This is a genomic window from Sphingomonas sp. Leaf242, from assembly GCF_001422045.1.
Lineage (GTDB): Bacteria > Pseudomonadota > Alphaproteobacteria > Sphingomonadales > Sphingomonadaceae > Sphingomonas.
Window position 1 is genome coordinate 111,618 of sequence record NZ_LMLW01000001.1, and the last position, 19,749, is coordinate 131,366.

General features: G+C 66.6%; 20 protein-coding genes. 13 read left to right on the plus strand and 7 right to left on the minus strand.

Going from position 1 to position 19,749, the window contains the following annotated elements:
* The first annotated feature begins 5 nt into the window (after positions 1-5).
* Both ASF09_RS00560 and ASF09_RS00565 read left to right on the plus strand, forming a co-directional pair.
* A complete protein-coding gene (locus tag ASF09_RS00560; protein WP_060523820.1) occupies positions 6-428 on the plus strand; it encodes a Fur family transcriptional regulator in 423 nt (140 codons plus the stop codon).
* Positions 429-507: 79 nt separating this feature from the next.
* Entirely contained in the window at positions 508-1,146 is a 639-nt protein-coding gene (locus tag ASF09_RS00565) for a lysophospholipid acyltransferase family protein (protein ID WP_082443970.1), read from the plus strand.
* Between the two features lie 242 nt (positions 1,147-1,388).
* Here ASF09_RS00565 and ASF09_RS00570 read toward each other — a convergent pair whose 3' ends face one another.
* The 3 genes from ASF09_RS00570 to ASF09_RS00580 form a co-directional block, all read right to left on the minus strand.
* A complete protein-coding gene (locus ASF09_RS00570) occupies positions 1,389-3,176 on the minus strand; it encodes an AMP-dependent synthetase/ligase (protein ID WP_060523822.1) in 1,788 nt (595 codons plus the stop codon).
* A 187-nt stretch (positions 3,177-3,363) separates the two neighbouring features.
* A complete protein-coding gene (ggt, locus tag ASF09_RS00575) occupies positions 3,364-5,100 on the minus strand; it encodes a gamma-glutamyltransferase (RefSeq protein WP_060523823.1) in 1,737 nt (578 codons plus the stop codon).
* Positions 5,101-5,264: 164 nt separating this feature from the next.
* Entirely contained in the window at positions 5,265-6,296 is a 1,032-nt protein-coding gene (locus ASF09_RS00580; protein WP_060523824.1) for a quinone-dependent dihydroorotate dehydrogenase, read from the minus strand.
* Between the two features lie 267 nt (positions 6,297-6,563).
* On the opposite strand from ASF09_RS00580, the gene ASF09_RS00585 reads away from it, so the two are divergent.
* The 11 genes from ASF09_RS00585 (at position 6,564) to ASF09_RS00630 (ending at position 15,984) form a co-directional block, all read left to right on the plus strand.
* Positions 6,564-6,992: an SUF system Fe-S cluster assembly regulator gene (locus ASF09_RS00585; protein WP_060523825.1), complete on the plus strand. Its 429-nt coding sequence runs from the start codon at positions 6,564-6,566 to the stop codon at positions 6,990-6,992.
* Positions 6,989-7,117 carry a hypothetical protein gene (locus tag ASF09_RS21045; RefSeq protein WP_268795589.1) on the plus strand — a complete coding sequence of 43 codons (129 nt, stop codon included), beginning with the start codon at positions 6,989-6,991 and terminating at the stop codon, positions 7,115-7,117. Before ASF09_RS00585 ends, ASF09_RS21045 begins: the two co-directional genes overlap by 4 nt.
* Positions 7,117-8,607: a Fe-S cluster assembly protein SufB gene (gene sufB, locus ASF09_RS00590; RefSeq protein ID WP_060523826.1), complete on the plus strand. Its 1,491-nt coding sequence runs from the start codon at positions 7,117-7,119 to the stop codon at positions 8,605-8,607. The genes ASF09_RS21045 and sufB overlap by 1 nt, the downstream gene beginning before the upstream one ends.
* A complete protein-coding gene (locus ASF09_RS00595; protein WP_060523828.1) occupies positions 8,604-9,140 on the plus strand; it encodes a hypothetical protein in 537 nt (178 codons plus the stop codon). Before sufB ends, ASF09_RS00595 begins: the two co-directional genes overlap by 4 nt.
* 39 nt (positions 9,141-9,179) lie before the next feature.
* The gene (gene sufC, locus ASF09_RS00600; RefSeq protein ID WP_060524828.1) at positions 9,180-9,923 is read left to right on the plus strand and encodes a Fe-S cluster assembly ATPase SufC; all 744 of its coding nucleotides are present in this window, start codon (positions 9,180-9,182) and stop codon (positions 9,921-9,923) included.
* A gap of 157 nt (positions 9,924-10,080) precedes the next feature.
* Positions 10,081-11,157: a SufB/SufD family protein gene (locus ASF09_RS00605; protein WP_060523830.1), complete on the plus strand. Its 1,077-nt coding sequence runs from the start codon at positions 10,081-10,083 to the stop codon at positions 11,155-11,157.
* Positions 11,158-11,281: 124 nt separating this feature from the next.
* Positions 11,282-12,496, plus strand: coding sequence for a cysteine desulfurase (locus tag ASF09_RS00610; RefSeq protein WP_060523831.1), 1,215 nt, complete (start codon positions 11,282-11,284; stop codon positions 12,494-12,496).
* On the plus strand, positions 12,493-12,954 hold the full coding sequence (locus ASF09_RS00615; RefSeq protein WP_056057670.1) for an SUF system Fe-S cluster assembly protein: 462 nt from the start codon (positions 12,493-12,495) through the stop codon (positions 12,952-12,954). Before ASF09_RS00610 ends, ASF09_RS00615 begins: the two co-directional genes overlap by 4 nt.
* 111 nt (positions 12,955-13,065) lie before the next feature.
* The gene (locus tag ASF09_RS00620; protein ID WP_060523833.1) at positions 13,066-13,419 is read left to right on the plus strand and encodes a HesB/IscA family protein; all 354 of its coding nucleotides are present in this window, start codon (positions 13,066-13,068) and stop codon (positions 13,417-13,419) included.
* A 307-nt stretch (positions 13,420-13,726) separates the two neighbouring features.
* Positions 13,727-15,118, plus strand: a complete 1,392-nt coding sequence (locus tag ASF09_RS00625; protein WP_060523835.1) for an amino acid permease — start codon at positions 13,727-13,729, stop codon at positions 15,116-15,118.
* Positions 15,115-15,984, plus strand: a complete 870-nt coding sequence (locus tag ASF09_RS00630) for an S-methyl-5'-thioadenosine phosphorylase (RefSeq protein ID WP_060523837.1) — start codon at positions 15,115-15,117, stop codon at positions 15,982-15,984. The genes ASF09_RS00625 and ASF09_RS00630 overlap by 4 nt, the downstream gene beginning before the upstream one ends.
* A gap of 65 nt (positions 15,985-16,049) precedes the next feature.
* On the opposite strand, the gene ASF09_RS00635 is transcribed toward ASF09_RS00630, so the two are convergent.
* The 4 genes from ASF09_RS00635 to ASF09_RS00650 form a co-directional block, all read right to left on the minus strand.
* Positions 16,050-16,319 carry a hypothetical protein gene (locus tag ASF09_RS00635; protein ID WP_060523839.1) on the minus strand — a complete coding sequence of 90 codons (270 nt, stop codon included), beginning with the start codon at positions 16,317-16,319 and terminating at the stop codon, positions 16,050-16,052.
* A gap of 209 nt (positions 16,320-16,528) precedes the next feature.
* Positions 16,529-17,056: a molybdenum cofactor biosynthesis protein B gene (gene moaB, locus ASF09_RS00640; RefSeq protein ID WP_060523841.1), complete on the minus strand. Its 528-nt coding sequence runs from the start codon at positions 17,054-17,056 to the stop codon at positions 16,529-16,531.
* 5 nt (positions 17,057-17,061) lie between these two features.
* On the minus strand, positions 17,062-18,948 hold the full coding sequence (locus ASF09_RS00645; protein WP_060523843.1) for a lytic transglycosylase domain-containing protein: 1,887 nt from the start codon (positions 18,946-18,948) through the stop codon (positions 17,062-17,064).
* The gene (locus ASF09_RS00650; protein ID WP_060523846.1) at positions 18,945-19,727 is read right to left on the minus strand and encodes a uracil-DNA glycosylase; all 783 of its coding nucleotides are present in this window, start codon (positions 19,725-19,727) and stop codon (positions 18,945-18,947) included. Before ASF09_RS00650 ends, ASF09_RS00645 begins: the two co-directional genes overlap by 4 nt.
* Positions 19,728-19,749: the final 22 nt, after the last annotated feature.

The following is a 19,749-nucleotide window of genomic DNA, read 5'->3' on the forward strand; positions in this document are numbered from 1 at the left end:
GACACATGCCGCGCAAGATCGATCTGGAAGCACTCTGCAACGAGAAGGGCCTGCGCATCACCGAGCAGCGTCGCGTCATCGCGCGCGTGCTGTCCGAGGCGGACGATCATCCCGACGTCGAGAAGGTCTATGAGCGCGCGTCGCAAATCGACCCCGGTATTTCGATCGCGACAGTCTACCGCACCGTTCGCCTGTTCGAAGAAGCCGGCATTCTCGACCGCCACGATTTCGGCGACGGTCGCGCGCGCTACGAGCCTGCACCCGAAGCGCATCACGATCACCTGATCGACGTCGAGAGCGGCAAGGTGCTCGAGTTCGTCGATCCCGAACTCGAGCAGTTGCAGAAGGCGATCGCGGAGAAGCTCGGCTTCCGGCTGGTCGATCACCGCATGGAACTCTACGGCGTCGCGCTCACCCGCAAGGACTGACGCGATCAGCCGAACCCGCTTTGGCGCGCGGCTGGCGGCGCTGCTGCTGGCGCTGGTCCTGGCGTTGCCGCTGCACGGGATGTGGCGGCTGTTTGGCCAAAAATCGCCTTGGCCCCCGCGGTTCCTGGGACTGGTCGCGCGCATTGTCGGCGGTCGGGCGCGGGTGGTCGGCACGCCGCTCCGCCACGACGTGGTCTTCGTCTCGAACCATCTGAGCTGGATCGACATCCTCCTCCTGTCCGGCGCGACCGGTAGCGCGTTCGTGGCGAAAGCCGAGTTGCGCAGCGCGCCGCTGGTCGGCTGGCTCTGCATGCTGAACCACACCATCTTCGTCAGCCGTGGCGACCGCATGGCGGTGACCGCCCAGATCGCGCAGATCCGCGACGCGCTCGCCTCGGACTGGCCGGTGACGCTGTTTCCGGAGGGGACGACGGGCGACGGCGTTACTCTGCTGCCGTTCAAGGCGGCGCTGCTAGCCGCGTTGGACCCGCCGCCGCCCGGCGTGAAAGTTCAGCCCGTCCGGATCGATTATGGCGCGGCGACGAGCGAACTCGCCTGGGTCGGCGACGAGCCGGGCCAGCATCACGCCGCGCGCGTCCTCAAACGCAAGGGCAGTTTCGTCGCGACGCTACACTTCGCCGAGCCGTTCGACCCCGCGCAATACGGCGACCGCAAAGCGATCGCCGCCGAAGCCCGCCGCCGCATGGAAGGGCTGTAAGCCGCGAGCACAGGATGTTTCCCCGCGAAGGCGGGGATCCAGACTGGACTCCCGCCTTCGCGGGAGAACAAGGAGGGGACGCTCCCACCCATCCTCAAACTCGAGCACCACCCCGGCGAAGTCCGGGGCCCAATTTGGGGGACAGTGCTAACGGAGGTTCGCGCGTCGTTACTGCGGCCTTGCCGATTGGGCCCCGGCCTCCGCCGGGGTGGAGCAGCTACCAGTCAGAACAGCCCGTAATCTCACCCCGAATACAAACCGTCCAGCCGCTCCCCATACGCCTGCCGCAAAACATGCCGCCGGATCTTCAGACTCGGCGTCAACTGCTCGTTCTCGATCGTGAACGGCCCGTCGGCCAGCACGAACCGCCGGATCCGTTCGGTCACCGTCAGTTCCTTGTTTACCCGCTCGACCGCCGCGCCCAGCGCTGTCCTGAACTCGCTGTTCTCTGCCAACCGCGCGAAGCTGCACGCGTCGCCATTGCCCGCGCACCATTCCTGCGTCCACTCGGGATCGGGCACGATCAGCGCCACCATGTACGGCCGCTTGTCGCCGGCGATCATCGCCTGCGCGATCTCGGGCTGGAGCGTGAGCATCCCCTCGACCTTTTGCGGGGCGACGTTCTCGCCCTTGTCGTTGATGATCAGGTCCTTCTTGCGGTCGGTGATGCGGATCCGGCCGCGCTCGTCGATCTCGCCCACGTCGCCGGTGTGGAGCCAGCCGTCCTTCAGCACCTTGGCGGTTTCGGCATCGTTGCGCCAATAGCCGTGCATGACGAGTTCGCCGCGCACCAGGATCTCGCCGTCCTCGGCGATGCGGACCTCGGTGTCCTTGAGGGCGGGGCCGACCGAGTCCATGCGGACACCGGCCTTGGGGCGGTTGCACGAGATGACCGGCGCGGCTTCGGTCTGGCCATAGCCTTGCAGGAAGGTGAGGCCGAGCGCCTCGAAGAACAGCCCGACCTCGGGATTGAGCGGTGCGCCGCCCGAGATCATCGCCTTCAACCGCCCGCCGAACTTCTTCGAGATCTTCGGCTTGAACAGCGTGGCGACGGCGGCCTGCATCGGCCGGTCGATCAGGCGCAGGCGGCCGGCATAGCGCTTGGCGCCGATGTCGAGCGCTTGGCGCAGGAGGTAGGCGGAGGCGCCGCCCTGCTTCTCGATCGTCTTCGAGATCCGCGTGCGCAGCACCTCGAACAGGCGGGGCACGACGAACATGATCGTCGGGCGCGTCTCCTCGATGTTGGCCGCGAGCTTCTCGATACCCTCCGCGTAATAGATCTGGCCGCCGAGCGAGATCGGGAAATGCTGCCCGCCGGTGTGTTCATAGGCGTGGCTGAGCGGCAGGAATGACAGGAAGACCTCGTCGTCCCACCCGAAATCCTCCGATATGACCGAGGCACACCCAGCGCAATTGTGGAGGATCGCGCCGTGATGCTGCATCACGCCGCGCGGTGCGCCGCCGGTGCCGCTCGTGTAGATGATGCAGGCAAGGTCCTCGCGCGCGAAATTGGCGCGGGCGGCGGCGGCATCGGGTGCGGTCGGGTGCGCGGCGATCAGCGCATGCCAGTTGTGGAAGTCGATTCCGGCAGGGACCTTCATGTCCTCGAGCCCGATCACCGTCTGCGCCTGGTTCGAGCGCACGACCGCGGGGAGCAGCGTCTTGGCCAGCTTGGCGGTCGACACGATGATCGCGCACGCCCCGGCATTCTCGATGATGTGGAGATGATCGCGCTCGGTATTGGTGACATAGGTCGGCACGGTGATGCACCCCGCCGCCATGATCGCGAGGTCGCTCAGGCACCATTCGGGGCGATTTTCGCTGACCAGCATGACCCGGTCGCCGCGCTTCAGGCCGATCGCGGTCAGCGCGGTGGCGAGCGCCGCGACCTGCCGCGCGGCGTCCGCCCAGCTGGTCGCGGTCCATGTGCCGCTCGTCTTGGTCCAGAGGAACGGCGCGTCGCCCTTTTCCGCGGCGCGCGTGAAGAACATCGTGACGAGGTTCGGGAAGCGTTCGAGCTGGCGGGCCATTGTCTCTCCTGAACTGCGCTGCGAGCTTTTTGCCCTAGCGGGGATGCTCGATCTTTGGGGTGGTATAGCCCGTTCGAACGCCCCCGTCATGCCGGGCTTGTTCCGGCATCCACCGTTCCGCGCACTCTCCGGCCTTGGATGATGCGGGATCGTGGACCCCGGAACAAGTCCGGGGTGACGGAGAGATTCACTCCGGTGCGCGCTGGAGGACGCCGACGCGCTGGATTGGGGTGACGGTGCCATCCTGGCTGATCGCGACGCCCTCGCTACGAGGGTCTGCGGCGCCGACCCATTTGCCGCCGACGCGCTCGATCGCGTTCGCCTTCAGCCCGAGCGCGGCGACCTCGACCGTCTCGCCGAGCGCCTGCAACGCCGGGACCATCGTCTCGCGCTCGGTGCCCTTTTCCGCCGCCGCGACATGCCCCGGCGCATACAGCAACCCCAGCGCGATCGAGTCCTGCGCGGACAGTTTCCAGTCGACCACGCCGATGATCGCCTTGGCCACCTGCGCGATGATCGTCGAGCCGCCCGCTGCGCCGACCGCGAGCCGGACGTTCCCGTCGGGGCCGTAGACGATCATCGGCGACATCGAGCTGCGCGGGCGCTTGCCGCCCTCGACTCGGTTGGCGACGAGCGCGCCGTCCTTAACGGGGACGATGTCGAAGTCGGTGAGCTGGTTGTTGAGGACGGTGCCGTCGACGGTGAGGCCTGAGCCGAAATAGCCCTCTACGGTGGTGGTCACCTCTACGACATTGCCTTGCGCGTCGACGGTGGCGATGTCGGTGGTGCCGGGGACTTCGCTGACCGGTGCGCGGGTGCGTGCGGGGGCGCCGGGGGGCGTGCCGGGAGCGACGTTTGCCATCGTCTTCGCCGGCGAGATCAGCGCCGAGCGCGATGCGAGATACTTGGTGTCGAGCATGCCCTGCACCGGCACGCGGACGAAATCGGGATCGCCGACGTACAGGTCGCGGTCGGCATAGGCGAGGCGCGAGGATTCGGCGAACAGGTGCCAGGCCTGCGCGCTGTCCTTGCCGAGCTTGGCCATGTCGAAGCGTTCGAGCTGCTTCAGGATCATCAGCACGGTGATGCCGCCGGACGAGGGCGGGCCCATCCCGCAGACGCGGTAGACGCGGTATTTGACGCAGACCGGCGGCCGCGACTTGGCGTCGTAGCTCGCGAGATCGCCGAGCGTCATTTTCGACGGATTGCGCGCGGCGGTGTTGACCGCGGTGACGATCTTCTGTGCCTCGGGGCCGACGTAGAAGCTGTCGGGGCCTTGGGTGGCGATGCGCTGAAGGAGGGCGGCTTGCTGCGGGTTCTTGACCGTGTCGCCGACCGCGACCGGCGTGCCGTCTGCCTTCGAGAACAGCGCGCGCGTCTCGGGCGTCACGTGGCTGCCATACGCCGCCATGCCGTTGACGAGGCGCGGCGTGACCTGGAACCCGTTGGTCGCGATCCGGATCGCCGGTGCGAACAATTGCGCCCAGGGCAGCTTGCCCGAGGCACGGTGCGCGAGCGCCATGCCGCGGAGCGCGCCGGGGATGCCGACGCTGCGCCCGCCGGGAACCGCGTCGGCGTGGCTGAGGGGGGTGCCGTCGGGGGCGTAGAACCAGCGCGCGTCGGCGGCGGCAGGCGCGGTCTCGCGCGCATCGATCGTGCTGAGTGCGCCGCCGGTCGCGTGGGAGATCCAGAAGCTGCCGCCGCCGATGCCCGAGCTTTGCGGCTCGACGACATTGAGCGCGAGCATGGTGGCGATCGCGGCGTCGGTGGCGCTGCCGCCGGCGCGGAGGATCTCGACGCCGGCGGCGGCGGCGCGGGGGTCGGCGGCGCTGACCATGCCCTGGTCTTTTGCCGGGGCGGGTTGGCGTGCCTCTACGGTGGCTGCGGGGACGAGGAGGGCGAGCGCTAGGAGAGAGGTCTTCATCGAGCGCGAGCCTAGCGCGGTTCGGATACGAGGCAAGTATTCACCTCGAACTTCCCGTCATCCTGGGCTCGACCCAGGATCCAGAGCCACACAGGGCGACATCCGTGGCTCTGGATCCCAGCGTTCGCTGGGATGACGGGAGGAGCCGGGATGACGGAAGCGGCTTAGCGCGCGTCGACACCCACCGCGTCGCCGACCGACGCAAATCCGTCGCCGGTGAGCAGCGCGTCGAGTTCGCGGAGAATGCGGGCGGGGAGGCCGGGGCCTTCGTACACCAGCGCGGTGTAGAGCTGGACGAGGCTAGCGCCGGCGCGGAGACGGGCATAGGCTTCGGCGCCGCTATCGATCCCGCCGACCGAGATCAGCGGGATCGCCGCGCCGGTCGCCTTGCGAAAATCGGCAAGGCGTTGGCGGGCGAGCCGGACCAACGGAGCACCCGACAAGCCGCCGGTTTCCCTGGCATTGCCCGAGCGCAGGCCGGGGCGGGAGATCGTCGTGTTGTTGACGATCAGCGCGTCGATGCGGTTGTCGATCGCCGCGCGGGCGATGTCGTCGATATCGGCGGGTTCGAGGTCGGGGGCGACCTTGAGGAAGATCGGCGTTTTGCCCTTGGCGGCGGTGCAGGCGGCGAGCAGGTCGCGGAGCGCGGCACCGTGCTGGAGATCGCGCAGCCCCGGCGTGTTGGGGGAGCTGATGTTGATCGTGACGTAATTGGCGTGCCGCGCGGCGCGGGTCACGCCGTGGACATAGTCGGCAGTGCGGTCGGTCGCGTCCTTGTTCGCGCCGACGTTGATCCCGAGCACGCCTTCGCCGCCCGCCCCGCGCTCGACGCGATCCAGCGCCGCGTCGAGGCCGCCATTGTTGAAGCCGAGCCGGTTGATGATCGCGCGGTCCTCGGGAAGGCGGAAGATGCGCGGCTTCGGGTTGCCGGGCTGCGGCACCGGCGTGAGCGTACCGATCTCGACGCTGCCGAAGCCAAGGCCGAAGAAGCCGTCGATCGCGCGGCCGTCCTTGTCGACGCCTGCTGCCAAGCCGACCGGGTTGGGAAAGGCTATCCCCGCCACGGTCGTCGCGAGCCGTGGTACGCTGGGGGCGAGCGGCGCGCCGGCCTTCCCCCATGCGCCGAGCGCGGCGATGGTAAGGGTATGTGCGCGCTCGGCGTCGAGGCGGAACAGGATCGGGTGGTAGAAGGCCATGCGCGTCGTCCTTGCTCCCCTCCCTGGAAGGGGGGGGGGTGGGGGTGGGTCGGTGTGGGGTGCGTGCTGCAATCGCCAACCGGCCGACCCACCCCCGGCCCCTCCCTTCCAGGGAGGGGGGAAGTCAAGCTTTCGGGTTGCGTACGGTGCGGAAAACCGCGTTCCAGTTGCGAGTCGTTCGCACCCCTCGCCGGGTTGACGATGCACTGCACAACGCCCATTTGACCAATCGGATCATATCGGTCCGATTGGACTTTCGAAGCCACCATGCGTCTTTCCAGCCTAGCCGACTACGCAGTCGTGATGATGAGCGCCGCGGCGCGTCATTGCGGCGGTATCGCGCGACTGAACGCGACACTGCTCGCGGAGGAGACCGGCGTGCCGCTGCCGACCGTGCAGAAGCTGGTGAGCCGGCTGTCCGCGGCGGGGCTGATCGAGAGTACGCGCGGCACCGGTGGTGGCTTTCGCCTGTCGCGCCCACCGGCGATGATTTCGCTCGCCGACATCATCGAGGCGGTCGAGGGACCGATCGCGCTGACCTCGTGTGTCGATGGCGCCTCGCAGGACTGCTGCGTCGAGCAGACGTGCAAGGTCAAGCCGCACTGGAACGCCGTCAACGGCGCGGTCCGCGGTGCGCTTGCCGGCGTGTCGCTCGCCAGCCTTTCGCAAGCCCCCCTTTCGCAGGTGCCCGCATGACCTTGCGCGCAGCGCCCTATCCCTTCCTTCGCGCCTTTGCGCCTTCGCGTGAGAAGATTCTGTTCACGCAAAGGCGCAAAGGCGCGAAGATTTACGAGAGCCGCGCCGCGGCGGAGATGGAATGATGGCTACCCGGAACGCAGAGGCATACGCCGCCGCGAACAAGACGTACGAGTGGGGCTTCTCCTCGGACATCGAACAGGAATTCGCGCCCAAGGGTCTGTCGGAAGACACGGTGCGCTTCATTTCCGCCAAGAAGGGCGAGCCGCAGTGGATGCTCGACTGGCGGCTGAAGGCATTCGCGTTGTGGCAGACGATGGAGGCGCCCGACTGGTCGAAGCTCAACGTGCCGCCGATCGATTACCAGGACGCGTATTATTACGCGGAGCCCAAGGCGAAGCCGAAGCTCGGGTCGCTCGACGAGGTCGATCCGGAGATCCTGCGCGTCTACGAGAAGCTCGGCATTCCGATCGGCGAGCAGAAGATGCTGGCGGGCGTGGTCGAGGATCCGTTGAACGAGGATGGCACACCCAAGCGTCGCGTCGCGGTGGATGCGGTGTTCGACAGCGTCTCGGTCGCGACCACGTTCCGCAAGGAGCTCGAAGCCGCGGGCGTGATCTTCCGCTCGATCTCCGAGGCGATCAAGGAATATCCCGAGCTCGTCCGGAAGTGGCTCGGCAAGGTCGTGCCGCAGCGCGATAACTATTTCGCAACGTTGAACTCGGCGGTCTTCTCCGACGGCACGTTCGTCTACATCCCGGAGGGCGTCCGCTGCCCGATGGAGCTGTCGACGTATTTCCGCATCAACGCCGAGAATACCGGGCAGTTCGAGCGCACGCTGATCGTTGCGGACAAGGGTTCGTACGTCTCGTATCTCGAAGGCTGCACCGCGCCGATGCGCGACGAGAACCAGCTGCATGCCGCCGTGGTCGAACTCGTCGTGCTCGACGATGCCGAGATCAAATATTCGACCGTGCAGAACTGGTATCCGGGCGACGAGAACGGCGTCGGCGGGATCTACAACTTCGTCACCAAGCGCGCGCTGTGCCAGGGCAAGAACTCGAAGGTCAGCTGGACTCAGGTCGAGACCGGCAGCGCGATCACGTGGAAATACCCGTCGTGCGTGCTGCTCGGCGATGGCTCGGTCGGCGAGTTCTATTCGGTCGCGGTAACGAACAATCGCCAGCAGGCCGATACCGGCACGAAGATGATCCACCTCGGCAAGAATACGCGATCCACGATCGTGTCGAAGGGGATTTCGGCGGGGCGTTCGGACAACACGTACCGCGGGCTGGTGCGGGTTGCGCCGACCGCGGAGGGCGTGCGGAACTTCACGCAGTGCGACAGCCTGCTGCTGGGCGACCAGTGCGGCGCGCATACCGTGCCGTATATCGAGGTCCGCAACCCGTCCGCGCAGATCGAGCACGAGGCGACCACGTCGAAGATCTCCGAGGACCAGCTGTTCTACGCAATGTCGCGCGGGCTGGACCAGGAGGCGGCGGTGGCGCTGATCGTCAATGGTTTCGCGCGAGAGGTGCTGCAGCAACTGCCGATGGAGTTCGCGGTGGAAGCGCAGAAGCTGCTGGGGATCTCGCTTGAGGGCTCTGTGGGGTGAGCATCGACTATTACGCTATTGTTCCTGCCGATCGCTGGCCGTCGTTTGGGTCGGTGCAAGCCACGCTCGACGAAAACACGGCAGGTGTTCGGTTGCGAATACCAGACGGTCTGACGGCTGAGGATGCATTCGCCACGGCCCGATCGGGCAATGGAGTGGACGTGGTGTGTGCGGGACTGTCGGTCTCGATCACGATGACGTTCCAGCAGCTTACTGCGGACGATGTCGACGCGGACAATGATCACGACGACGCGCACGAGGCCATCGTCGTACTTGTTGAACAGGGGATCCCGGTTCAGGCCGGCGATGTGTTGATATGGATGGGCGGTGGCACTTCGGCGTTCGATTGGCATCCGGGCTTCCTGATCTTCGCGGCGTTGGCGGACAGCTTTGGAGCCACCGTCGTCGATCCACAGACCGGACAGGCGTACAGGAAGCAGGACGTGGCCGCCTTGGTCGACATTGCTGCCGATATGCGAACCGAGCTGGATGGAAATCGCCATTTATATCGCGTTGCGGGCCCGTGGGGTTGAATGCCCATGCCTGCGATATTCAGAGAGATGAAACGACCGATGCTGAAAATTGAAAACCTCCACGCCGAGATCGACGGCAAGGAAATCCTCAAGGGCCTGTCGCTCGAAGTGAACGCGGGCGAGGTGCACGCGATCATGGGGCCGAACGGGGCGGGCAAGTCGACGCTGGGCTATGTGCTCGGCGGGCGGCCCGGCTATGAAGTCACGGCAGGCTCGGTGACGTTCGACGGTGTCGACCTGCTCGAACTCGAGGCGCATGAGCGCGCCGCGGCGGGCGTGTTCCTCGGCTTCCAGTATCCGGTCGAGATCCCCGGCGTGTCGAACGTCCAGTTCCTGCGCGAGGCGCTCAACGCCCAGCGCGCGACGCGGGACGAGAAGCCTTTGTCGGGGGCTGAGTTCCTGAAGCTCGCGCGCGGGCAGGCGGATCTGCTCGGCATGGATTACGACATGCTCAAGCGGCCGGTGAACGTCGGCTTTTCGGGTGGCGAGAAGAAGCGCAACGAGATGGTCCAGATGGGCATCGTCAACCCGAAGTTCGCGATCCTCGATGAGACCGATTCGGGGCTCGACATCGATGCGCTGCGCGTCGTCGGCGATGGCATCAACCGCATCATGCGCGCGCCCGACAAGGCGGTGCTGCTGATCACGCACTACCAGCGGTTGCTCGATTACGTGGAGCCGGATTTCGTCCACGTGCTGGCGGACGGCAAGATCGTCCGCTCGGGCGGCAAGGACCTCGCCAAGCAGCTCGAGAGCGAAGGCTATGTGGGGATCGCCGCATGAGTTCGCTCGTCGCCGAAGGCAGGAAAGATTGGGTTCACGCGAAGGCGCAAAGGCGCGAAGGGCGTGCGGACGGTACCACTGTCGGTCTTCTGATTTCTAATCCTCTTCGCGCCTTTGCGCCTTCGCGTGAACAAATCTCAACTTCTTGGAATGCCCAATGAGCGTCCTCGAACTTCCTTCGACGCGCGAGGAATCCTGGCGCTGGGGTGATCCGGCGGCGATTGCGGCGGCGGCTGAACTGCCGCGCGGCGCTGCGCTGGATGCTGGCGAGTGGTTTCTCGACTTGCCGGGTGCGCGGGCGGTGTTCGTCGATGGTGTGCTCGACGAGGGGCGCAGCGATCTGCGGCACGTCACGATCGTCCCGATCGACGGTGGATCGCATGCGCTTGGGCGTCGGACGACCGGCCTGGGCTGGTCCTTGCGCGTCGAGGCGAACGCCACGGCCGAACTGATCCAGATCGTGCACATCGCGACCGGCGGCGAGAACCAGCTTCCGGCGGAAATCCTGCTTGCCGATGGCGCGAGCGCGTCGGTGGTCGAGACGTGTGTCGGGGCTGGCTGGTCGAACCGGTCGACGCGGATGACGCTCGGCAAGGGCGCTAAGCTTACACGGGCGGTGCGGTTGCTTCAGGCCGAAGGCTTCGTGTCGTTGCGCGACGAGGTCGAGATCGGTGCCGAGGCGACTCTGATCGTAACGGTGCTTGGTGCGGGCGATGCCGGGACGCGGATCGATGGGTCGATCACGGTGACGGGTGACGATGCGTTCGCCGAATATGGCGGCGCGTTGCTGACGCGGAACGACCAGCGGCAGGAGTGCGCGGTGTCGGTGCGGCATGCGGCGCTGAACGGGCAGAGCAAGCAGATCTGGCGTGCGGTCGCGGCGGACAAGTCGACCGCCAGCCTCGCGGCGCGGGTCGAGGTGGCACGCGATGCGCAGAAGACCGACGGCGTGCAGTCGTTGCGCGGGTTGCTGTTGCAGCGGACCGCGACGGTGAATTTGAAGCCCGAGCTGGAGATCTTCGCGGACGACGTGAAGTGCGCGCACGGCGCGACGGTCGGCGAACTCGACCAGCGCGCGCTGTTCTACATGCAGAGCCGCGGCATCCCGCACGCCAAGGCGCAGGCGCTGCTCACGCGCGCGTTCGTCGGCGATGCGTTCGTGCAGGTCGCGGACGAGACGGTGCGCGAGGCTTTCGTGGCGGACGCGGACGCGTGGCTGGAGCGGGCATTGTGATCGGGCGCAACGCGCTCCCCTCCCTGGAAGGGAGGGGCTGGGGGTGGGTCGGCCCTTTGGCTGGCGTCACCGTGTCCCAGCAGCCGACCCACCCCCGACCCCTCCCTTCCAGGGAGGGGGGAAGATGAGTGTGATGACCCAAACGCGCCCGCTCGACCGCCTGTCGGACTTCCCGGCGATTCCAGAGGGCTGGGCGTATCTCGATACCGCCGCCACCGCGCAGAAGCCGCAGGTCGTGGTCGATGCGATTACGCGCGCTTATGGCGAGACCTACGCCACCGTGCACCGCGGCGTGTACCAGCGGTCCGCCGACATGACGGTCGCCTATGAGGCGGCACGGAATGCGGTCGCGCGGTTTATCGGTGCGGGATCGTCGGACGAGATCGTGTTCGTGCGCGGTGCTACCGAAGCGATCAATTTGGTCGCAACGTGCTGGGCAGGAACGCAGTTGAAGGCGGGCGACCGCATCCTGCTCTCCATGCTGGAGCATCATTCGAACATCGTGCCGTGGCAGATGATCGCGGAAGCGCATGGCGTCGCGATCGACGTGTTGCCGTTAACGCCCGACAACCGCATCGATCTCGACGCGATGGAGCGGATGATCACGCCGGCGCACAAGCTGGTTGCGCTCGGGCATGTCTCGAACGTGCTCGGCTCGGTGCTCGACGCCAAGCGCGCGACCGAGATCGCACATTCGGTGGGCGCGAAAATCCTGCTCGACGGGTGCCAGTCGGTGCCGCGGATCACGGTCGACGTGAAGACGATCGGCTGCGATTTCTACGTGTTCTCCGGGCACAAGCTGTACGGGCCGACGGGGATCGGCGTGCTTTGGGCTAAGCCGGAACTGCTCGACGCGATGCCGCCGTACCAGGGCGGCGGGTCGATGATCGACAAGGTGTCGTTCGCCAGGACCACCTACGCGCCGCCGCCGGGGCGGTTCGAGGCGGGGACGCCGCATATCGTCGGCGCGCTCGGGCTGCATGCCGCGATCGACTATGTCGAGAGCATCGGCCTCGACGCGATTCACGCGCATGAGACGGCGCTGGTGACGGCCACGCGCGAGGCGCTGTCGGGGATCAATTCGGTGCGCCTCTATGGCCCGGCGGACTCGGCGGGGATCGTGAGCTTCACGATAGAGGGGGTTCATCCGCACGACATCGGCACCATATTGGACGAGGAGCGCGTCGCGATCCGTGCCGGCCATCACTGTGCGCAGCCGTTGATGGAGGCGCTGGGCGTCGAAGCGACGGCACGCGCGAGCTTCGGCGTGTATAACGGGCCGGCGGACGTCGAGGCGCTGGTGCGTGGTATCGAGCGAGTAACGAGGATCTTCAAATGAGCGATCGGTTCGAGATCGAGGAAGTGGATGCGGTCGCATCGCCGCCCAAGGCGCGCGTCGTGATGGAGACGGACTCCGACGCAGAGCGGAAGCGGGATTATCTTGCCGGGTTTCTGGCGCAGAAGCCGCAGGTGGATTCGCCCGGCGAGCCTGGCGGCGCGGTGTATGATGCGATCATCGATGCACTGAAGGAAATCTACGATCCCGAGATCCCGGTGAACATCTATGACCTGGGGCTGATCTACGGCGTCGAGGTGACCGAGGACGGGCATGCGGTGGTGGCGATGACGCTGACCACGCCGAACTGTCCGGTCGCGGAGTCGATGCCGGCGGAGGTCGAGATGCGCGTCGGGTCGGTGCCGGGGGTCGGGTTTGCGGAAGTGAACCTTGTCTGGGATCCGCCCTGGGATCCGCAGAAGATGTCGGACGAGGCTAAGCTCGAGCTGGGCATGCTGTAATCATCCCCTCCCGCTTGCGGGAGGGGTCAGGGGAGGGGAGTGCGGAACGCTGCTGTTCAAGCCCTCCCCCGACCCCTCCCGCAGGCGGGAGGGGAGCAGAAGGAATTGGTGATGGCGACGACATTGCGAGCACGGCCGGCGGCGCTGAACCTCACCGAGACGGCGCATGCGCGGATCGCCGACCTTATGGCGCGGGCTCCGGAAGATGCGATCGGGGTGAAGTTGTCGACGCCGAAGCGTGGGTGTTCGGGGCTGGCCTATTCGGTGGATTACGTCACCGAGGCCAAGCCTTTCGACGAGCGGATCGATACGCCGGGTGGCACGCTGTTCGTAGATGGTGGGTCGATCCTGTATTTGATCGGGTCGACGATGGACTGGGTCGAGGACGATTTCACCGCCGGCTTCGTGTTCCAGAACCCGAACGCCAAGGGTGCTTGCGGGTGTGGGGAAAGCTTCACGGTCTGAGAGTTGCCGTAAGGTAGCGTGTTTCCCCGCGAAGGCGGGGACCCAGACTGGGCTCCCGCCTTCGCGGGAGAACATGATGCGAGCGGACTGCCGTTCGATTTCGGCGGCTCTTCTACCACCCCGGCGACGCCCGGGGCTGTGTCGGGAGACGCTGCGGACATAGTGCTGCGCGTCGTCACAATTACCTTGCCAACTGGACTTCGGCCTCCCGCCGGGGAGGAGATTTCGCTGGGGTAGGTGATTGGCCGCTGGCCTTGCCCCCTGGTCTCGTCCTGTGCCACTCCCCGCGCAACAAGAGGGGATATCCGTGGCCAGTCTGTTTCGCCGAAAAATCGTCACCGAGCAGCCGCCCGAGCATCAGCTCGCGCGGACCTTGTCGTGGCCGCATCTGGTGGCGATGGGTGTCGGTGGAATCGTCGGTACCGGCATCCTGACGCTGATCGGCGTGGGGGCAGGGCTCGCCGGGCCTGCCGTCATTCTGTCCTTCATCATCGCTGGCGGGATCTGTGCCTGCGCGGCGCTCGCCTATGCCGAGATGGCGACGATGATCCCCGCCTCGGGCAGCGCATACACCTATAGCTATGTCGTGCTCGGCGAACTGATCGCCTGGGTGATCGGCTGGTCGCTGATCCTCGAATATTCGCTCGTCGTGTCGACCGTCGCGGTTGGCTGGTCGGGCTATGCCGCGCCGTTGCTGCGCGGTGCGTTCGGGTTTCCCGAGGCGCTGACGCTCAGCCCCGAACTCGGCGGCATTCTCAACGTGCCCGCGATCTTCATCATCGCGGTCGTCGCGGGCGTGCTGTCGTTCGGCACGCGTGAGAGTGCGACGCTGAACGCAGTGCTGGTCGGCGTGAAGATGATCGCGCTCGCCGTGTTCGTGTTCATCGCGCTGCACTATTTCAACAGCGCCAACCTCCACCCGTTCATGCCCTACGGCTTCCCCAAGGCCGTGCAGCCCGACGGGGCCGAACGCGGCGTGATGGCGGCGGCGGCGATCATCTTCTTTGCGTTCTATGGCTTCGATGCGATCTCCACCGCAGCGGAGGAGACCAAGAACCCAGGCCGCGATCTCGCGATCGGGATCGTCGGGTCGATGGTCGCGTGCATCGCGATCTACATCCTCGTCGCGGTCGCCGCGGTCGGGGCGCTGTCGTACACCAAGTTCGCCGGCAGCGCCGAGCCTCTCGCGCTGATCCTCCGCGAGATCGGCCGACCGGGGTTCGCGACTTTCCTTGGCGCCTCCGCCGTAATCGCGTTGCCGACAGTGCTGCTCGCGTTCCTGTTCGGCCAGAGCCGGATCTTCTTCACGATGGCGCGCGACGGCCTGCTCCCGCTGAGCCTCGCCAAGGTCTCCAAGCGAGGTGCCCCGGTCCGCATCACCTGGATCACGGCGGCGATTGTTGCCGTCATCGCAGGCCTGTTGCCGCTCGCCGAGATCGCCGCGCTGGCCAACGCGGGCACGCTCGCGGCGTTCGTCGCGGTCTGCGCGTGCATGCTCGTGATGCGCCGCCGTGCGCCCGACGCGATCCGCACGTTCCGCACGCCGGCGGCAACGCTGGTCGGCACGATCGGCATCCTCGGATGCCTGTACCTCTTCTTCAGCCTCCCCTCCAAAACGCAGCTCTATTTCGGGCTGTGGAACCTGCTCGGCCTTGCGATCTACTTCGTCTACGCGCGACCGAGGGCGATCGCCAAATGAGCGGCTGGATGATCGGCATCATTGGTGGCTCAGGGCTGTACGCGGTCGACGGGATCGAAGACGGCCGCTGGCAGGCGGTCGAGACGCCGTGGGGCGAGCCATCGGACGCGATCTACACCGGCCGCGTCGGCCATGTCGGCGTCGCGTTCCTGCCAAGGCACGGCCGAGGCCACCGCATCTCCCCTTCCGAGCTCAACGCCCGCGCGAACATCGATGCGTTGAAGCGGCTCGGCGTCACCGATGTTCTGGCCGTGTCGTCGGTCGGCTCTCTGGTCGAGCAGCGCCCGCCCGGCAGCTTCACCGTCGTCGACCAGTTTATCGATCGCACCAAGGCGCGCCCGTCGAGCTTCTTCGGCACCGGCCTCGTCGCGCACGTCTCGATGGCCGACCCGGTCTGCCCGCGCCTGTCGCGCTATGCCGCACAAGCCGCGCGCGAGGCAGGCGCGCAGGTCGACGACCGCGGCACGTATCTCGCGATGGAAGGCCCGCAATTCTCGACGCGCGCGGAAAGTCGGCTGTACCGCCAATGGGGCTGCGACGTCATCGGCATGACCGCCATGCCCGAAGCGAAACTCGCGCGTGAGGCGGAGCTGCCCTACGCGCTGGTCGGCATGGTGACGGATTACGATTGCTGGCGGGAAGACGAGGCGGGCGTCGATGTCGCGCAGGTGATCGCGCAACTCGGCGCGAATGCGGCCAAGGCCCGCGCGATGGTGATGGCGCTCCTCCGCGCGTTACCGGCGGAGCGTCCGGCATCGCCGATCGACACCTGCCTGGACAGCGCGATCATCACCGCCACCGAGGCGCGTGATCCGGCGCTGGTCGCGAAGTTCGCCGCTGTCGCCGGCCGGGCCTTGCGCAGATAACGCGGTTCGAGGCTGAACCACGGGGCGACATGCTGGCCATGTCGCCCCGAGCGTCGGTTTGCGGGTTACTTCTCGACGATCGTCGCAACCGTCCTCGTGTCCCCGATCGCTGCCTTCGGCATGTCGAGCCCGTCGGCGCTCCACTGCGTCGCGGTCTTGCACGTCTTGCGCTGAAGATGGCTGCCCGTGACGGCCGGATCGGTCACGCAGTATTTCTGCGTCTTCGCGTCGTATTTCAGTTCGGTCGTCGGTTGCGATCCACCGGCAGCGAGAACCGGTGCGGCGGAGACGAGCGCGGTGGCGACGATCAGGCTCTTGAGGATGAACGATGACATGAGGGCGTCCTTCGGATTGTTGGCGTTGCAACCCGATCGGATTGCCTGATCACCAATGCACCGAGTGTGCCAGTTTGTTACTACAGCGACACGCTACCTTCAACGCACTCACAAAACGTCATAATTTGTCGAATTTCTTCCAGGGCCGCTAGCATCACGCACCGAACGCAACACCATGATCTGGCGCGCGATACGGAAGGTTGGTGCGTTTAGCGCTCCAGCAGTCGTGGCATCAGCTCGACGAAGTTGCAGGGCCGGTGGCGGCTGTCGAGCTGGTCGCGGAGAATGCCGTCCCAGCCGTCCTTCACCGCGCCGGTCGAGCCTGGCAAAGCGAAGATATAGGTGCCGTGCGACACGCAGGCGCACGCACGCGACTGGACGGTCGAAGTGCCGATCGTCTGGTAGCTGAGCATCCGGAAGACCTCGCCGAACCCCGGGATCATCTTCTCGGCGACCTGCTCGACCGCCTCCGGGGTCACGTCGCGCCCGGTGACGCCGGTGCCGCCGGTGGTGATGATGCAGTCGACCTCCGGATCACTGATCCAGGCATGCAGGCGCGACACGATCGTCTCGACGTCGTCCTTCTCGATCCGGCGGTCGGCGAGGACGTGGCCCGCCTCGGTCAGCCGCGCGACCAGGGTGTCGCCCGAGCGATCCTCGGCAAGGCCACGCGTGTCCGACACCGTCAGCACGGCGATCCGCACAGGCAGGAAAATCCGGCTTTCATCGATCGGCATGAAACTCAGTCCGCGCGCGTGACAGTGGTGGATTGCGGTCCGACGCTGGCATTGACGGCAACGGTGGCGTTCAAGGGCGCCGTGCTGGCCCGGTATTGCGTATAGGGTCTGGCGGCCATCCGCACCGCGGTCGCACCCGGCAGGCCGGGGAAGCGCGGCCACATGCCCTGCGCGAGCGCGTTGCGGCTGGTCGACGCCTTCTTGCCGCCCTGCGCCTCGTACATCCAGTAATTGCGCAGCACGGTGGTCACGTATCCGCGCGTCTCCCAGTACGGAATGCTCTCGATATACAGCAGCGGATCGCCGTTATCGTGGACGATTGCGTTCCAGTCGCCGACCGGGCGCGGACCCGCGTTATACGCCGCAATCACCTTGGGCAGCAGCCCGCCGGTGACGCCCGCCATGTCGCGCAGCCGCTCGAGATGACGCTGGCCGACGTCCATGTTGGTGCTCGGCTTGGTCAGCGCTTTCACGTCGATCGAGGTGCCACGTTCGCGCGCGAAGTCGGTCGCGGCGGCGGGCATGATCTGCATCAGGCCATACGCGCCGGCCGGGCTCTTCACGGTGTTGCGGAACCGCGATTCCTCGAGCGTGTGCGCATAGACCAGCGCCTTGTCGATGTGCCAGCCGCTGTCCGGCGTCCAGTTCGGCGTCGGATAGCGCGCCTCGGCGGTCGACGTGATCCCCTGCGGGCAATTGTGCGCGAGCCACACGGTCGTCGCGGGCAGGCTCAGCGCTTCCGCCACGCGCACCAGATTACCGAACTCGCGCGGGTCGCCGATCTTGGCCTGCTGGCGGATCACGGTATCGGCCAGATCGGTCTCGCCGACCTCAACCAGAGCGGCGGCGACGCGGACGTTCGGGCGGTTGCCGACGATTTTCCAGTCGCTCGCGACCAGCCCGCCGACGGACGTGCCCTTGTCCCTCATCGCCAGCTGCTGACGTGCGAGCTGGCCATAGAAGCTCTCGCCGAACTGCGCCGCCGCCTTCAGCCGACCCTCGATCTTGTCAGGGCGCGAGCAGACCATGTCGGCACGCGACGCCCAGTATAGTGCGGCGGCGCGTAGATCGACGTCGCCCGCGCGTGCTGCAACACCCTCGAACCCGGTCTCGGCATTCGCGCAGTCATTCTGCCGCCATGCCGAAAGCGCGCCGACCCAGCGGCCCTGGACCGCCCAGTCGCCGACGCCGTCCTGTGCCTTCGCCGCCATCACGCGCGCGTTCACGTCGTCGCCCTGGAGGAAATAGATCCACGCGATCTTCTGCTGCCATTCGGTCAGCGCCTCTGGGGTAAGCCCCGGCGTGCTTTCGAGCAGCGACTGTGCCTCGCGGCCCATGTCCGCCTTCACATAAGGCTGCATCTTCATCGCGAGATCGGCGGCGATCATGTCGCCCTGCAGGCTCTTGGCGCGGACGCGACGCGGTGCGCCGTCCTGCCAGATCAACCGCTGCGCTACGGGCAGGGGCGGCAAACCGACCGCGCCGCGCGTCGTCGCCAGGCGCGAGATCTGCGCGGCTTCGGGGAGTTCGGGCGCTTCGTTGAGCAGCGCGACCAGCGGCTCCATCTCGACGCGCGGCGACCCCTTCGCCGTATACATCTCGGCGCGCGCGATCGCATGCAGCGGGCCGGGCTTCATCGTATCGAGCCCGATCTGCGCGTCGGTCCACTTGCCATCGCGGATTGCGGCGAACACCGTTTTGTAGGCCTCGCGCTGGCTGGCATCGAGCTGGTCGGGGATCTGCTCCAGCGTCGGCGCGCCGACCAGCTTGGTCGTTCCGAGCCGCGCATCGCCGGCAGGCTCGCCCGCAGCGGTCGCCGCCAAGGCCGGGAGGGGGAGGGCGCTAAGGCCCAGGGCGATCGCCGCCCAGGAAACCGATCGGATCCGAATCATCTCACACCCTCTTGCGACGTCAGTCCGCGCATCAGCATCTGCAAATCCTTCCAGGCCTCGGCCTTGGCCGCGGGCTTCTCGATCAGAAACCGCGGGTGAAAGCTCGCGATCACGCCGGTCTCGCTGGAGGCTTCGCCAGACGCCGAACCGGACCCCGTTTGTCCGGTCTTATGGTTAAATCCGTGCAAACGCCCACGCGCCGCCTGTAATTCCGTCCCGAGGATCGCACGGCTCGCCGCATTGCCCAGCAGCAGCAACCGCTTGGGCGCGACCAACCCGATGTGATGCCTGGCGATTTCCGAGAGCCGCGCCTCGACCTCGCTCTGGATCCGCCCCGCCGTCGGCCGCTTCGCGCAGACCGCCGCGAGATGCACTTCGTCGCGCGTCAGACCGATCGCTGCGAGCATCTTGTCGAGCAACCGTCCCGACGCGCCACTCAGCAACGCCCCCGCATCGCCGTCGTCCCGGTCCGGGCAATCGACAAGCACCATGACCGTAGCGTCAGCCGGACCTAGGGCAGCGAGCGAAACCCCGCTCCAGTCCGCCTCGGGAACCTCCGCGCCGCTCCGCCAGGCCAGGAAATCGGCGAGCAAATGCGGCATCGCGGACGGTGCCACGACCGGCGCAGTAGGCGCAGCGGAGGGGACGACAAGCGGTTCGGGTGCCGCGAACCAGTCGCGTGGAACGTCGTCCACCAGCGTGTCGACGCCAGCCTCGTGCCACCAATCGAGCGCGCTCGCGGCGGCGTTTCGCCAATCGATGGTTTGATCCGCCCCCACAGGGTAACCTATGCTGCATGGT